Here is a 14,158-nt window from a genome sequence, read left to right on the forward strand (position 1 = left end):
GGGAATTCTGGTCGGGACGGTAGGATTTGAACCTACGACCCCTTGCACCCCATGTATGGATGGGAAGCGTGGCAGGGTGTTGAAAGGAAAGGAAAATCGAGCGGATTGCCGGGGCGGAAAATAGGGAATCTCGGCCTATACAGATCAACAGGTTGGATATTGGTTTTGGTTGTGGAAAACCCGCAAATTACGGCGGGCTATTGTCATCATCGGCATACACTCGCTCATCGTAATTCGTGGCGCTCACGCTCACCTCAAGCTCTCCCTGGGGGCTGATTTCGGTAATCAGCGCCGGGAAGCTCCAGCGCTCATTTGTGCCGAAAAAGACGTGTGGCGGCTCATGCCTTGCGGAAATCTCCGGCAGAGGATCTACGGCTGCGATGATCTCGTAATCGGTCTCGCCCCGAGTGGCAGGCCATGGCCCAACCAGATCGCCGTAGGCGTTGCGGTAGGCGACAACATGGCTCTCGCCGTCTTGCCAATCCATCGGCTGGCTCACAATGAGCTTTGGCGTTGTGCCGGTCGTGTCCACGGCTCTCAGCACTGACGCTTTGCCGTAGCCCGGAATGTCATCGATCAGCGGGACATAACTCAGATAATCGCTGTTCAGCGCATCCAGTTCGGTCGTGAAGCTGTACGTCCAGCGGCGATACCGCTGTGAGCGACGGCGGCGCATGCCAATCCGCCAGGCTTTGGTTCGATCTGTCACGCCATCCAGCTTGATCTTGTCGAGCTTAATGCCCTGGTCGCCGGGCAGCAGGCACTTGACGGTCTCAGTGGTCCAGGTTTCGGCATTCGTGTATTCAACTTCTACGCCGTCCGGCTCTTCGGGCTTGCGGGTAGCGAATGAGCGTTGCAGCGGTGCGGTCATGTTCTCCGGCGAATAGGGCTGCTCAAACTGCGTGCGAGGGCCATCCCGGACAGGGGTGATGACACCGCTGCTCAGCGTCATGGACGCGAAGCCCGCCCGGAGTATCTTTTCAATCGCTTCTTTGGCCGTGCCGTCGTTGATCACGAAATCAAAGTAATCGCCCCGGCTTTGCCATAGGCCGGCTATCTGCTCGAACTCGTCTAGGTCAATCTGGTCATCGGTGTAGCCGAGAGACTTGGCGACGTGAACGGCAGCCGCTGCAATGGATCGAGTCGGAGCCTCGGCGGTCAGCGCGCCGCCATCGATGCCTGGCAGAAGGCGGGTGGCCACCAGGTTGATTCGGTTATTGGAGGCGCTGCCAATCTGGTCGGTGCCTTCGATGGTCACTGCCATGGTGGTGACGCCCGCGTAACTCGTCACAGTGGGCAGCCGGGCTTTCAGTGCCTGCCATTCTATCCGGTCAAGGTGCGCCAACTCGGAGCTTTCAGCGGTCACACGACGAACCCGAACTTCGGGGCGTATGGCCGAGCCAAGATTCAACTGATACGTAAACCCGAGCTGGTCGCGGGTGGCGTTGTCCAGCGTGTAGATCTGGCTGGTCCAGGTGGTGCCTCCCAGCTCCCGCCACTGGATTTCAATCTGGCGCTTACTCTCGAAAGGTACCACTTTGTCATCGTTGATTTTGCCCTGGCCTTGGGGCAGAAATACATCGATCTCGATGGAGGACGTGGTTTCGCCGGCGGGGCAGGCGGTAAAAGGCCCGGCCCAGCCATCGGCCTCTGATCGGCTGGCCAGGAACACATCGGCATAACCGGTGCCGCCGGGAAACGACGACCAGCCGGCATCCTCCGCACCACCAATGAAACGAGACAGACTGTAGCCGTCTATCAGGTCGGGGTATGTGGTGTCGTGGATGATGCCGTCGATCCGGAAGTCTTCGTCCTCCCGGCGCGCGAACATCAAAAAGCTGCCAGCTGTCCATCCAGTGACCGGGGATCCGTCTTGAGTGATGGTGATGTCGTTGCCGGCTTTTGATGCTATCAGGAAAACTCCGTTGGCTTCAGCCGATTCGGTTGACCTGAGTCGGACCTGGTCGCCCACGTCAGCATCACCCCAGTCGCCGGTCAGGGTTACGATATCGTCAACATCAACCGAAACCGTGACGCTCTGGCGGGCAGAAATGGCGATAAAATCACCCTCTGCCCAGTCACCCGGGAAGAACACCGAGGCGCTGGTGGTCCGGATTTCGTTGCTGTTGTAATTGAGCTGCACGTTATCCAGCCCGGAGGACAGGGAGCGGCCACGGTACAGGCGTATACCGCTGGAACCGGTGGTGGCACCTACTTCCGGGGCGTTGTACCAGTTTTCGTGAGCCGGGTGACCGGACACGTCTTCGCCGGGCTCGAAGATCTGGTAACTGATGGAGTCGCCAAGCTGACTAAACGGCGTTTCACCGAGCTTGAGTAGGGCGGTTTCGATCAGGCACCTGCCAGTGGTTACGCACAGCATGATGTGCTGCGCCTGGGTGCGGGCGTCCCTGTAGTATTTGCGGGGCTGGTTGACGTAATCCGGATATCGAATGTATCGCCCGAACAGCTCAGGGATGCCCTGACCGAGACGAGCGGTGTTGGCCTTTGCGTCCGCAGGCGATATCTGCGCACCCTGCTGGCCCCGACCGCCTGATGACTGGGAGGGAATGTTAATCAGCGCATCAATAGCCGCTTGGCCGGCCTGGTACGATAGAGACGCGCCTGGGAAAAGAACGACGCCAAGCGTGGAGCTGAAGAAATCCCCAACGCTGCCGAACGGCACTACCCGGAACTCAACATTGTCACGCTCACCGATCACAACATCCGCCCAGTCCAGCGGATCAACGATGGCGCCATTGATTGCGCAGCTGACCGGCTGAACCGGCCCGGGCTTGTAGTCGTCAGTCTGGCCCTTGAGCCATTCCTCAACCGTCATGCCGTGGTCGCGGTAAACCTCCGCCGGCTCGGCGGGCATGATGGTGTCGAACACTTTAATCGTCATAGAAAACGACTCTCAGGAAACGCTGCTGGAAGGGTTTAAGATTCACAAGGCGCGGGCCATGCCGGCCTTTGCCGGGCTCGTCGGTTTCGAGGATCATCAGGCGACCGTCGATTTCGACAACAATGGCAATGTGTGTGCATAGCCTGCCCCGGTAACAGCAGGCAATGGCGCCCGGGTGGGGTTCACATTCTCGGTAATTCACCGATTCGACCAGCATGGCCTTCGTCAGTGCCCGCTTGTCTGAGCCCTCCACTGCGCCATGCTCGGGCATCCATGGTTTTCCGAACAGATGCACCCGGGCCAGCCGGGTCAGGCCATAGCAGTCCGCCCCATCCGGTAGCCGTCCATTGGCCAGATAGGGGACGTTGAGCAAGTCGGTTAGGGTCATCAGATGTATCGGAGCCCTGGGAACTCGTCGGCGGTGTATCGCCGGCGTGGCCATTGGGTATTCAACAGATCGAAGTATCCGGCCTCGATCTGAATCATGATGCCCTGAAATGCACCGCCCCTAAGCGTCATTCTGTATGGCCTGGACGCAGGCGCAGAAAGGTCAGAAGCAACGTATTCCCGGTAAATGACCGGCACTTCTTCGCCGGATTCCAGCGCGGCTTCGATGGCCTCCTGGCCCTCGGCAGTCACGTTGGCAATCGACAGGGATAGCATCTGCTGACCGCTGGCGCTTTTGCTGGGGCGCTTGATCGAGAGCGGGCCGGCTACAAATTCCGCTTCACTGGCATTCTCCAGCGTCAGGGTGCGGTCAACGAACCCGGTGCAGACGCGGGTGGGGTCGATGCCGGCTGGGGTGATTTCCAGGGTGCGGATGATTTCTTGGTCTGCAGATGCGTAGGCCTTGGCTATAGCTGACATCACGCCTGCGCCACGATAAATGGAACGTCAACAGCAAGCTGCTCCATGATGGCCGCATGCCCAACAGCAGAAAAATGAATTCCGTCTCCCGCGTACATTGACTGATCAATAGTCTCTCGGTCATTTCCAGACGTCACTGCTGCGGCGAGGTCTATGTACTTAACCCTGCCGAAGAAGCCATTGAGCACGTCGTTGGTCATCTGCAGCCGAAGTGATTCGCTGCCTACCCTTGGAGGAACTGTACATAGAATTGGCTCAGCCCCGATTTCCCGCATCCTTCCGATAAACCAAGATGTCCAACCCCTCCAAGAACCAAGATCTGTGTCGTTCGTTCCAAGCGCCCAGATGACATATTTTGGCCTCCACCTCAAAAGGTCGGAATTTTCCCGGTCAAAGATGCGGCTTGTGGACCCGCTAACGCTGGCCAGCACAACGTCATTGTTGAGGCTTGCTTCAAGGAGTCTCGGCCAAGACGGTGCGCCCGCAAGCCCTGAGTTGCTCCCCTCGCCATTACTGTCACCAATTACCAGAACTGATGGTCGGGACGGGTAGTCGGAGCGAACATTGAACCACTCGAACACCACGTCACCAGAGGTAACCGCCACGCCGTAACGGCCAGCGAACCCTGTGTACCCTTCTGATATATCACTCGATAGCGATACGCTTTGTCGGGTAACCGTATCGCTCGCAGTGATTTCCCAGGTGAGATTGACCTTTGTGGCAGAGACTGTGTACGACCGCCCGGCCACCAGTGAGAACGGTAATGCCACGCTTTTTACTAAAGCGCTGGTGTTTGACGCCGTGAGCCTGCGGAGCTGCAGCTCTCCGGAAATTCCGTCAATCAGCATGAGGGCTCCTGCAGACTGCCATGAGACGAGACCGGCGATACTCTCAGCAGTATTGAATGTTACGCGCGAGGACATAACTGCACGACCCAGCGAGCAAAATTCATCGATATATGCCCGAACTCCATAACCACTTGGTGACGCAGGAGGTATCAGGCCTCCGTCTACCGTCCACGTTCCGCCAGCCGTGGACCATCCAGCAGGAACTGCGCCGCCCACAAACCTCTCTGATATGATCTCTCCACCAATGTCCAGTGTATCAAGCGCTGCATATTTGGGCCCAACGATTGTTGCTTGAAAGCTTGTTGAGAGCGGGACATTGTCACTGACCAAGCCGCCAAAAGACAAATAACTGTCATCATTAAAAGAAATTCCGTCCCCGACAGTCCCCGCCCCCTGACTATAGAGAAACCCGCCGCTCTTTGTTATCAGAGCGATAGCCTCGCCCTTGTTAACATTGACAGATATCGCAACATCATTTACTCCCGAGATTGGAAGGCTGATTTCTTCTGCATGCCTGATTCTTCGAGTTTCGCCAACTTTTGCCCCCAAAATCAGCAAGTCTGCAGTTGAGGGCGCGGTCACTGCTGCAGATATTTTCTTAACAGTGCCGCTACTCCTTACCTCGTAATAGCACCTCGCTGCGTGGCTCGGAGCGGCGCTCAACCCTCCGATCATGCCGATCTGATACTCTGACTCCCCGGATGATGCTGAGTTTTCACTGCTGGCTGCGATAGCAGTGATTGCATTGTCTTGAGCACGAACGAGCCCAGTGCCGATCACTGAAATCTCCATAGCCAAGGGAAGATCGCCATAGGCAAGCGAAACTACCTCCCCAACTACGCCTGTGGCTGCGGGCGCCGTAAATAAGGATCTGGTATCGGCGGTGTCTGATGAACTCCAGCGGTGAATGCGTGATGGGTTATCCAAAGCCTTAAACATCACAACGTAGCCGGTTTCAACCTCCAGTCGGCCGAAATCCTCCGGCGAAATCGATGCGACTCCACTTGCATCAGTCACCACGGATACTGGTGTGTTTGAGACCAGCTCGAACTCAAGTCTGGCTCCTGTAGGGCGCCAGATGTACATAGAGTAACTGACAGTTCCTGACACTGTAGATGTGAGAAGTCGGATGCTGGATATAACCCCGTTAGGCAACGCAGCGGAGCAGCCCTGAGCACCGGTGGTAAGAACCAGTGACCCTGTGGCCACAGAGATATTGCCAAATGTTACTGAAGTTTCATCGGGAGATTGTCCAATCCCGGTGATGGCAGCGAGCACAGGGCCAGTTGACGGGTATCGCTTCGTTTCAGTTGCCACGGGACCAGGATCATGCCTGTACAAAATCATGTACTCACTGTCAGCAGGGCTTGGCACGCTGAAATAGTCACCCTCAGGGGTCCCTGCAATGCCTGCTACCGTATCCTCAAAAACACCGGAGGCACCGATGACAGCAGCATCGCCAGCGGCTTCAGCTCTGTCTGCCTCATTGCCAGCACGATCAGCTTCACCTTTGGCCCGATTGGCTTCGTTTGCAGCGGCATAGTAAGCATCAATCGCTGGCTGCCCACCATCGAACACCTGCTCCATGCCCTTGAGCGTCAGGCGCGATTTTCCGAGGCGGTCTGTAAATGTCGTATTTTCGGATGACACAGCCTCGTCAAAAGCCTGAGAGTTATCATGACGATCCCTCGGATCAGCGCTACCAATCGGGTTGCCTGTGTTGTACTTCGCCATTATTAAGCTCCTAAGCCTCGGGCCATTCTTGATTCATGGTGATGTCGAAAATTGATGAGTAGAGAATGTCGTCCCGGCCGTAGAGGTATTCCTCTTCGGATACCGTGGGCCGTTCGACAATCTCGAACTGTGCCGTATAGCGCCAGTGCCGGACACCGATGCGCTCAGGGCCGCTGTACATTTCGGTGAAGCGGCATTCGTAATCCCGCAGCCCCATAGGGGAGTCGAGCTTGCAGTTGAACCAGGCGGTGCCGTAGGCGATTTCGTAGTTGAACCAGCCCTCGAATATCTGGGCCTGCTCCTGGGTGAGCAGGAAGGTTACCGGCACGACGGTCGGAACAACTTTATTCAGTGGGCGCTGCTTGGCCCGGCCGCTGGCCATTTCGGTTCGGGCAAACGTTGGCCCTGACTTCAGGCCGTACCCGGAACGGTGCGGCGTTGGCAGCATCTTCGGGAAGTCAATCGTGGTGGCCATCAGTTACCCTGCCTTCTGAGTCCGTAGGCGTTCTGGAATGCCTGATTTACTCTCCCGCCTCCATTCATAACGCCGCGAGAGATGTGGTCGTCTACAGCCTCGATGATGACTTGAAGTTGACCATCGCTACCGCGCTGGGTCCGAACGTTGTCGTTGCCATAGTTGTGAATTTCGACGTTCCCATATCCTCCGCCAGCCTCCTGGCGCGCCAGAAATGCATCAAGGCTGTCAGCCTGCGGAGAAGTGAGAACACGCTCGCCCTTGTCCAGCAACCAGGTTCCTTCCCGGGGGACGCTATCGATGCCGTCGTGGGCCATGCCAGCGATAGAAACTTCTTGGATATTGCTGACAATGCCAGCAGTGGCTGCAGCAACCGACGCCATGGCGCCAAGGTTTGCAGGCCATGGCACGGCAGCGGCTTGGGCAATACCAGTGTTTATAGCCACAATGGATTGAGCGATGGCGGCAGCCTTCTGAACCGCAAACATGGTTTTGTAGAGAGCAGACTGCTCGCCCGCAAATTTTCCGGATAGGTCGGCCAATGACCCAAACAGCCCTTCCGCACCACCAAGAATAAGGGCCTGCCGCTGTTGCTGAAGACGAGCCTCTTCGTCGAGCTGCTTCTTACGAATCTCCGCCAGCCGCTCCTGCATTTGCTCTTCGGACTGGATCTTTAAGTGGTCAGCCTCCATCTTGCTGAGAGCATCCGCGTGGTATAACTCGTTGATCTCCTCATTTCTTTCACCGAAGATCCTCAGCGCCTCTTGTTTTTCCGTTTCGAAAGCCTGACGCAGAGCGTCTACGCGCTGCTGGTACTTTTCATCGTCTCCGGCATCACCGCCTGAGCCTTGACCAAGATTTAAACCAGCCGCCTCCTGTATGGCTGCCAGGGCCTCTGCTGATTGCGCGGCTGCTTCTCGGGCCTCAAACACAAAACGCTTGAACTGGTCGCCCGGCAACGGCTTGCCCAATTCATCTCGGAGCTTTTCGTTTAGGTCAGTGATCTCCTGACTGGCCTCAGCGATCTCTCCCTGAATAACTTTCCCGAGATCAGACATCCCAAGCGTTTCCATATCCACGCCGGGGATTGAGTTGATGACGGAGATCATTTCATTCACAGCGGCAGTCGGGATCTCTACTATCTCCCTGGCCACTTCCAGCAACCCGATGCGGACCTTTCGAGCAAAAATGTCAGCCGCTGTTTGGGTTTTCAGAAACCCACGATCCAGCTTAGCCAGGTTGTTTACACCCTCTGCGGCACCCTCTATGACAACGTTGAAGGCATCAGCTGTCGCCTCACCAACCCCGCCAGCATCTTTCGCGTTCTGAATGAACAGCTCAGACACGCCGGACAGAATGGGCGCCACCTGTATTGCAATCTGCTGACTGATCGCATCGAAAATCAAGCCTGTTCTGGCGAAAGCGTCATTCGCCTGCTCAACTTTGACCGCATCTACTGAGTCAACAGAGAGCCCAAACTCGTCCACCTGTTGACGATACGCACGAATGGCGTCACCGCCTTGAAGGAAAAACTGCGCAGCCTGCCGCTGCTCGAAACCGAGCTGCTGGGCATAGCGGGCCGCTTGCTGCGCAGAGGCACCAGATTCAACGATCGCGTCCGCGATGCGGGCAAGCCGTTCATCAGCTTCCAGCCCAGACAGCTCTTGAAGATTGAGATTCAGAGCTTCGACTGTTTTTGCAGCCTCACCAGAACCATTCTCCGCAGCACCCAAACGACGGTTAAGCCTGGCGAGCGACATTTCATATCCGTCAATACCGCCTTCAGAAAACGCCAGGGATAGCGCGGTAACGGAGTCAAAAGTGGTATCAAGCGACCGAGCAAGCTTGTTTTGAGCATCTATGTTCTCAAGGCCGGCCCGAGTTTGCTGAACAGTAATGGCCGTCAACGCGCCAATAGCCGCCGTCGCGGCAGCTGCGGAAATCTTCAAACCCTGCTCAAGCTGCTGCCCGGTCTGTTTTAGGTTTCTTGAAATCTCATTCCGGAACTTCTTGGACTTGCGCTCAGCCTTATCCAGGCCCTGAACGAATCCACCCACCTGAGCAACCAGATCCAACGTCAATGTGCCTAATGATTTTTTGGACACGCATTCCTCCTGGCATTAAAAAACCCCGCCGTGGCGGGGTTTTGTGAACTCTCAATCTGGCTAACTGGACCGACAACGGTCAATGTTGGCTGAAATGCGCTGTAGCGCCTTCAGGGCTAATTCCGGATTGGCCCCAGAGAATGCCCCGACCGGATGGAATCCAGTATTTGGCGCCGCACCGCTATATGCCTGAACCTGCTCCAAATTTGAGAACTCGTATTCACTATCGGTTGCTGATAGCTGGAAACGAACGTAGCGCTTTACTAATGCTGACACTTCATAGCTAGTTACTCCGACGGCAATAACGCCGCGCTCAGAAGAATGCTGAATGACCGAGCCGCCGCTCACAGTTTTAGTGTCTGTATCGTGGTAGTAGGTCCCTGTATATGCCCCAAAGAAGCTGTCTGCGCTGTCGGCAAAACTGACAGAGGGATTCACCACGCTTTTAGCCACACAAAACTCCAGATCGCCACCGCTTGAATCAGCACCGAACCGAACTGACTCAATCGCCTTGGAAGATTGCCAGGGCTTTAGCGTGACATTTTGACCCAGGCTTACAGGCGTTTGCGCACACCCCGCAAGCACCAAGGCGACGAGAAACCATAGTTGCTTCATTTTCATTCCCTTTCTGAAGTGAGGGCTTCAGTTTAGCAACCTATCTCCATGTTTCCATAGCCTGCTCAAGCGACAGCTTCGGCTCTTCGTGGTGCGGCGCGAACTGGTAAAAGCTGACCGGCTGACTATCTTTCTTACGGTTGACGTTTGCCAAAATCGCCGCAACCAAAGCCCCGGCTCTCTCGATGCGCATGCCCGGATGAAGGCTTCCGCGCTTGCGCCGGTATTCCACCCAATCCAGGAACTCGACGTAACTGAGGGTCTGCTTGGCCTCGGCGATGGTGCGGCCACCGATGCCGTTCAGCACCAGCTCATGCCACACCTCGTCCTCGTCGGTCAGCTCTCCGTCTTTTTTCCGTTCACCTCACCGATGACGCGCAGCAGCTCCATGGTGATCTCGCCGTTTAGCGGGCCGCGCTCCGGATCTGCCTCGCCGGTAATGTCCTCCGGCTTGAAGATCGGCTTGCCTTCCTTGTCGCAGATGGCGGACGCAATTCGCCCGGCCACGGCGTCAGACTTGGCGCTCAGAGACTTAATGTCCGAGACGGCGGTGTGGTACGACAACCGGCGCACGTAAACCGTAGCGGTCTTTTCCTCGTCGCCGTCCTTCAGGACAATCTCTTTCTCGACCGGGGCGCCGGTGAAGGCGCCCATGTCTTTGAGTGCATCAAGGGTCAGATCCATGTTTACGCAGCCTTCTTGATCCAGCGGGCACCACCGGTGCGGCGAATGCTCACCTCCGACTCAACCAGGGCGTTGGTCTGGAAGTCGAACGGGAAGTCAGAAATGTAACCGCCCATGGTGAACCAGGTCCTGGAGGTCGGGAGCACAAAGCTATAATCGCCCAGTGTCGCGGTCGCAGTTGCGCCAGTGCCATCACCGCCGATGGTTACCGTTGGCGCCGCAGTGTAGCCGGTGCCCGGGTCAGTCACGGTGATATCGGTGACAGCTCCACCCACTACGGTTGCGATACCTGTTGCAGTCCGGCCGTCAGCATCTTCGGGATCAGAGAACGTGACTGTAGTGGTGCCGCTTGAGTAGCCAGATCCGCCAGCATCAACAGCGACAGAGCCAACGCCCTGAGCAATACCTGGAGTTGCTTTTCCGTCAGACCAGCCAACAACCCAGTCCAGAGCAGGCGAAGGGTTCATTCGAGAAAGATTCCACATGGTCATGTGGCTGTCGTAGTCGCCATCCGGTCGAATGCCCAAGGACGCAGTACCCGGGTTACGCATACCAGCAACGTATTCCATTTCGTTGCTATCAAGACAAGTGTTGTCCAGCTCTCCTGCGGGATCGCCGCCAGGGTTGAAGCTGGTTGCGCAATCGACCTTGACGACTTCGGGAGTCTGGCCGGTGGTGTTCAGAAAGAAAATGTGGGTGCCTTGTGTGAGCTTGCTCATGGTTCAATCCTCTCGCGGGTTTCAATAAAAAACCCGCTCGGCGGCGGGTTGTTCGGGTGGTTGGTGTTTTCTTTATCGAGAGACGTGCCACTCGACGTCGAATCCATATCGTTTGTGCCCGGTGTCTGGATCGGTGCTCTCCTCATTCCAGCCAACCACGTGGGCGTGGGGCTCAATCGAATCACGAAGCGCGGCGGCCACCTGTCGGGCTTCACTGCCGCGTCCGGCGTAAACATCGATTTGGATGGTGTAACTGTCGATGTCCGGGGTTTGTCCCAGGTAGTTCTCCGGCGTGCCCGTGATGGTTTGCCACACGGCGTAGGGCAGCTGGACGCCCTGGGGTGCCTCGCCAAAGGGAAAAAGTCGAGTCGGGCCGGTGCCGAGCAGGGCGGTTACTGCTGGGTCTGCTGCGCAAATTTGAAAGATCGGCGGATTCATCAGCTATCGCTCGGGCGCAATTGGTTGATCCGATCCACAGCTTCCTCGTGCTCGCATTCTTCCGGGTAGATGCCGGAGATGTGTACGTGGCCGGCGACCTGCTCAAGGTTTTCTATGTCCCGGACTGCTACGATCAGGTGCGCAGTGACTGCTTCATTCGAAGCAATGTCGATAATGCAGCGCTCAACACCTTTTATCTCGGTGCCGTCTTCCGTGAAAATCTTGGTGCCATTGCCAGCTTTGGGTGCTTTGCCATCAGGCAAAACAATCTTGATGCTCATTTCACACCTGCCTTTTTCCTGGCCCGCTTCAGGGCGCGGTCGATGCTTTTGCCATACTGCTTAATGAATTCGCTCACCGCCTCCTGGCCAGCCTGATTCACGACCGGGCGCAGGTAGGGCTGTGCCGGCGCTTTCTCGGTGCCTAGCTCGACAAGCATGGCGTGCGGCGTTGCGCCTCCGGCTCCGGTGTCAGGGTTGCCGGGCTCCAGGTTGCGCGTGCTGCCAGTGAGAACACCGAGGCGGAACATCATATTGCCGGTGCGCTTGAATGTGCGGCCAGACCAGCGAATGTCGATGTTGTCGGCAATGCTTCGGCCCGTGGTCGGGTCATCGATTCGGGCCGCGTTCGATTTGGCCTGATCTCTCAACACCTGGGCCGCCTTGCGCAGCGCAAACCGCCCGCCCTTGCGCTTCATGTCGTAATCCAGCCCTTCCAGCTTGCCCAGCAATTCCGGCAGGCCGGTCATTTCGTAGCTGATACCATCACTGGCCATCGTTCACGCCCTCTGAATACGGCAACGTCAGCCATTCCAGGCCGCTCTCGTTGTCCGGCAGAACACCTTCGATGTTGTAGATCTTCCCCCGATGAAGAATGCGCATGGTGGCGTCGATGCCTTCCCGGTAGCGGATCTGGAATTCGCCGGTGATTTCAGACTGGCCAGCCTGGGACTGCTTGAACTCCCGGGCGCTTGAGGGGCGCTTTTGTGCCCAGACAGTGGTCACGGCTTCCCAGCCCGGGACCATTTCGCCGGTCTGCGGGTCTTGCGTCAGCCCCGGCTTTTCAATGGTGATTCGGTGGCGGAGTTTGCCAATCTGCATCAGATGCCCAGCCCAACACGGTAAAAATGCAGCATGTTGTGTGCTGCGGGGTTCTCCTGAACGATTGAGCCCGTCACGCGCTGCTCCCGGTTTTCGTACAGGTCCGCGATAATCAGCTTGATTGCGGCAACAACGCTTGCCGGTGGTGTGACTTCGGCGCCCTCGTCATCCGTCCAGGGAATGGAGCGGCCAATGTACTGCTCAGCGTAGTCTTGGGCAGCCTCGTTAATCTGATTTAGTAGAGCGTCCTCGGCGGTTTCGCTTGCCTCGATCCGCAGATGCTCCTTGATCTCGCTCAGTGTCAGAACCGCCATCGGGCACCTCGTGAATTACCTTGGTCTGATAGACCTCAACAAAACGGCGTACTCCGGACAGTTGCGCCTCGGTCGCCTCAAACTCTGTGCCTGCCTCTACCCGACCCAGTTGATCGTGCAGGAAGGTCTTGAGTGCTTTCGCTTTCATGCTTCCTCCGAGTAAAGGGGCCAGCCGGAGCCAGCCCCTCTATCCTTCAGCGGTTAAGCGGCAGTGATATCACCGAACATGATGCCGCTCGGACGATCAACGGCCAGCGCCAGGCGCTCTTCAGCTCGGATGGTCACCAGGTTCTTGGTGAAGTCATCGTTGATGAAGCCCATCTCAACCACCGCGCCTTGACGCTGATAGATGGTTGCGCTGGCACGCATGGAGCCGATCAGGAACGATCCGGCGGCCATGTTGTTGCTCATGACCACCTGCACGCCAAACGGAGAGGTGCCTGCGTTGGTGCCCGGCGCGCCGTACAGGTATGCGCCAGTGCCGGCGCCTTCGCGGGCCAGCTCCATTGCACCCCAGTCAGCCGGGTTCACGATCACAGTGTCCGGCATGTTGCCAGTGGCCCACAGGGCGTACTTCGCTTTGTTGATGGACTCCACCAGGTTCGCGCCAGAGGTCGGAGTGAACGCGGTGAAGTTGCCAGCATTGGTCAGGCCGGACAGGTTCGGCGTACTGCCATTGCCGTTCAGCAGCTGCGCGTCTACACGCTGAGCCAGGCCATCGCGCAGACGGGTGTCGATGTACGCAGCCACCGCCGGGGCATCAGCCATCAGCTGGTTGGACACCTTGATCCAGTGGGCCACGGTTTCAACCGGCACATTGTACTGCTCGAACGTGATGTCGGATTCAGGCTTGGCGCCGCCCTGAGCCACTTCAGCGGCGTTGTTCACGTTGGTGGCTTCGCGCAGGCTGTTCACCGCGTTCTCCGCAACCGTAATGGTCGGGATCAGCTGGCGAATGGTCAGCGGAGCAAAGTCACCCGGGGTAACGCCGGGGCGCTGCATCGGGAAGGTGGTGGTGCCATCGGCAACCACGGTGTTCTTCACCTCGATGCGGGCACGTTCGATCTGGCGCTTGGCTAGGGCCTGGAACTGCTCGGACTTGATGAACTCGTTACCGGCGCTGACCGGGGCCTGATGCTCAGGGGAGGCCGGGAACTGCTTCTGGGCCATATCGGCCAACTCGTCCTGCAGCTCCTTGTACTTGCCGGACAGCTCGTCAATCTGGCCGGTCAGGTCGGTCGCGGCTTTGCCGTACTTCTCGACCTCATCGGTATGCTTCTTCAGGTGTTGCGCCAGGTCTTCACCAACGCTCTTGAGTGCGGCATCCAGAGCCGCCTGATCGATAGGGGTAGTCATG

At 57.3% G+C, this 14,158-nt stretch carries 16 protein-coding genes; all 16 read right to left on the reverse strand.

The window, feature by feature from the left end:
• Positions 1 to 187: 187 nt before the first annotated feature.
• The 16 genes from ACTZWX_RS17190 to ACTZWX_RS17265 all read right to left on the reverse strand — a co-directional run bounded on the left by ACTZWX_RS17190 (position 188) and on the right by ACTZWX_RS17265 (position 14,157).
• On the reverse strand, positions 188 to 2,902 hold the full coding sequence (locus tag ACTZWX_RS17190) for a host specificity factor TipJ family phage tail protein (protein ID WP_444714953.1): 2,715 nt from the start codon (positions 2,900 to 2,902) through the stop codon (positions 188 to 190).
• Positions 2,892 to 3,290, reverse strand: a complete 399-nt coding sequence (locus ACTZWX_RS17195; RefSeq protein WP_444714954.1) for a hypothetical protein — start codon at positions 3,288 to 3,290, stop codon at positions 2,892 to 2,894. The genes ACTZWX_RS17190 and ACTZWX_RS17195 overlap by 11 nt, the downstream gene beginning before the upstream one ends.
• Complete coding sequence (locus ACTZWX_RS17200) at positions 3,290 to 3,769, reverse strand: DUF1833 family protein (RefSeq protein ID WP_444714955.1); 480 nt, start codon at positions 3,767 to 3,769, stop codon at positions 3,290 to 3,292. Before ACTZWX_RS17200 ends, ACTZWX_RS17195 begins: the two co-directional genes overlap by 1 nt.
• A complete protein-coding gene (locus ACTZWX_RS17205) occupies positions 3,769 to 6,351 on the reverse strand; it encodes an SGNH/GDSL hydrolase family protein (protein ID WP_444714956.1) in 2,583 nt (860 codons plus the stop codon). The genes ACTZWX_RS17200 and ACTZWX_RS17205 overlap by 1 nt, the downstream gene beginning before the upstream one ends.
• Before the next feature lie 10 nt (positions 6,352 to 6,361).
• Positions 6,362 to 6,826 (reverse strand): hypothetical protein, encoded by a 465-nt coding sequence (locus ACTZWX_RS17210; protein WP_444714957.1) that lies wholly within the window; start codon positions 6,824 to 6,826, stop codon positions 6,362 to 6,364.
• Positions 6,826 to 8,775 (reverse strand): hypothetical protein, encoded by a 1,950-nt coding sequence (locus ACTZWX_RS17215; protein ID WP_444714958.1) that lies wholly within the window; start codon positions 8,773 to 8,775, stop codon positions 6,826 to 6,828. The genes ACTZWX_RS17210 and ACTZWX_RS17215 overlap by 1 nt, the downstream gene beginning before the upstream one ends.
• Positions 8,776 to 8,991: 216 nt before the next feature.
• A complete protein-coding gene (locus tag ACTZWX_RS17220) occupies positions 8,992 to 9,546 on the reverse strand; it encodes a hypothetical protein (protein ID WP_444714959.1) in 555 nt (184 codons plus the stop codon).
• A 40-nt stretch (positions 9,547 to 9,586) separates the two neighbouring features.
• Positions 9,587 to 9,853 carry a phage tail assembly protein T gene (locus ACTZWX_RS17225; RefSeq protein ID WP_444714960.1) on the reverse strand — a complete coding sequence of 89 codons (267 nt, stop codon included), beginning with the start codon at positions 9,851 to 9,853 and terminating at the stop codon, positions 9,587 to 9,589.
• Positions 9,854 to 9,882: 29 nt separating this feature from the next.
• Entirely contained in the window at positions 9,883 to 10,230 is a 348-nt protein-coding gene (locus tag ACTZWX_RS17230) for a phage tail assembly chaperone family protein, TAC (RefSeq protein ID WP_444714961.1), read from the reverse strand.
• Between the two features lie 2 nt (positions 10,231 to 10,232).
• Entirely contained in the window at positions 10,233 to 10,949 is a 717-nt protein-coding gene (locus ACTZWX_RS17235) for a phage tail tube protein (protein ID WP_444714962.1), read from the reverse strand.
• 72 nt (positions 10,950 to 11,021) lie between these two features.
• Positions 11,022 to 11,387, reverse strand: a complete 366-nt coding sequence (locus ACTZWX_RS17240; RefSeq protein ID WP_444714963.1) for a DUF3168 domain-containing protein — start codon at positions 11,385 to 11,387, stop codon at positions 11,022 to 11,024.
• Complete coding sequence (locus ACTZWX_RS17245) at positions 11,387 to 11,668, reverse strand: hypothetical protein (protein WP_444714964.1); 282 nt, start codon at positions 11,666 to 11,668, stop codon at positions 11,387 to 11,389. The genes ACTZWX_RS17240 and ACTZWX_RS17245 overlap by 1 nt, the downstream gene beginning before the upstream one ends.
• Positions 11,665 to 12,162: an HK97-gp10 family putative phage morphogenesis protein gene (locus tag ACTZWX_RS17250; RefSeq protein ID WP_444714965.1), complete on the reverse strand. Its 498-nt coding sequence runs from the start codon at positions 12,160 to 12,162 to the stop codon at positions 11,665 to 11,667. Before ACTZWX_RS17250 ends, ACTZWX_RS17245 begins: the two co-directional genes overlap by 4 nt.
• The gene (locus ACTZWX_RS17255; protein WP_444714966.1) at positions 12,152 to 12,487 is read right to left on the reverse strand and encodes a phage head closure protein; all 336 of its coding nucleotides are present in this window, start codon (positions 12,485 to 12,487) and stop codon (positions 12,152 to 12,154) included. The genes ACTZWX_RS17250 and ACTZWX_RS17255 overlap by 11 nt, the downstream gene beginning before the upstream one ends.
• Positions 12,487 to 12,801 (reverse strand): head-tail connector protein, encoded by a 315-nt coding sequence (locus tag ACTZWX_RS17260; protein ID WP_444714967.1) that lies wholly within the window; start codon positions 12,799 to 12,801, stop codon positions 12,487 to 12,489. The genes ACTZWX_RS17255 and ACTZWX_RS17260 overlap by 1 nt, the downstream gene beginning before the upstream one ends.
• 201 nt (positions 12,802 to 13,002) lie before the next feature.
• On the reverse strand, positions 13,003 to 14,157 hold the full coding sequence (locus tag ACTZWX_RS17265) for a phage major capsid protein (protein ID WP_444714968.1): 1,155 nt from the start codon (positions 14,155 to 14,157) through the stop codon (positions 13,003 to 13,005).
• Position 14,158 lies beyond the last annotated feature (1 nt).

The sequence above is a fragment of the Marinobacter sp. NSM genome, from assembly GCF_052380025.1.
In the GTDB taxonomy this organism is placed as follows: Bacteria; Pseudomonadota; Gammaproteobacteria; order Pseudomonadales; family Oleiphilaceae; genus Marinobacter.

Coding starts and splice junctions, on each gene's coding strand:
- ACTZWX_RS17190 (WP_444714953.1), bottom strand. CDS start 2,902: ATGACGATTAAAGTGTTCGACACCATCATGCCCGCCGAGCCGGCGGAG.
- ACTZWX_RS17195 (WP_444714954.1), bottom strand. CDS start 3,290: ATGACCCTAACCGACTTGCTCAACGTCCCCTATCTGGCCAATGGACGG.
- ACTZWX_RS17200 (WP_444714955.1), bottom strand. CDS start 3,769: ATGTCAGCTATAGCCAAGGCCTACGCATCTGCAGACCAAGAAATCATC.
- ACTZWX_RS17205 (WP_444714956.1), bottom strand. CDS start 6,351: ATGGCGAAGTACAACACAGGCAACCCGATTGGTAGCGCTGATCCGAGG.
- ACTZWX_RS17210 (WP_444714957.1), bottom strand. CDS start 6,826: ATGGCCACCACGATTGACTTCCCGAAGATGCTGCCAACGCCGCACCGT.
- ACTZWX_RS17220 (WP_444714959.1), bottom strand. CDS start 9,546: ATGAAGCAACTATGGTTTCTCGTCGCCTTGGTGCTTGCGGGGTGTGCG.
- ACTZWX_RS17230 (WP_444714961.1), bottom strand. CDS start 10,230: ATGGATCTGACCCTTGATGCACTCAAAGACATGGGCGCCTTCACCGGC.
- ACTZWX_RS17235 (WP_444714962.1), bottom strand. CDS start 10,949: ATGAGCAAGCTCACACAAGGCACCCACATTTTCTTTCTGAACACCACC.
- ACTZWX_RS17240 (WP_444714963.1), bottom strand. CDS start 11,387: ATGAATCCGCCGATCTTTCAAATTTGCGCAGCAGACCCAGCAGTAACC.
- ACTZWX_RS17245 (WP_444714964.1), bottom strand. CDS start 11,668: ATGAGCATCAAGATTGTTTTGCCTGATGGCAAAGCACCCAAAGCTGGC.
- ACTZWX_RS17250 (WP_444714965.1), bottom strand. CDS start 12,162: ATGGCCAGTGATGGTATCAGCTACGAAATGACCGGCCTGCCGGAATTG.
- ACTZWX_RS17255 (WP_444714966.1), bottom strand. CDS start 12,487: ATGCAGATTGGCAAACTCCGCCACCGAATCACCATTGAAAAGCCGGGG.
- ACTZWX_RS17260 (WP_444714967.1), bottom strand. CDS start 12,801: ATGGCGGTTCTGACACTGAGCGAGATCAAGGAGCATCTGCGGATCGAG.
- ACTZWX_RS17265 (WP_444714968.1), bottom strand. CDS start 14,157: ATGACTACCCCTATCGATCAGGCGGCTCTGGATGCCGCACTCAAGAGC.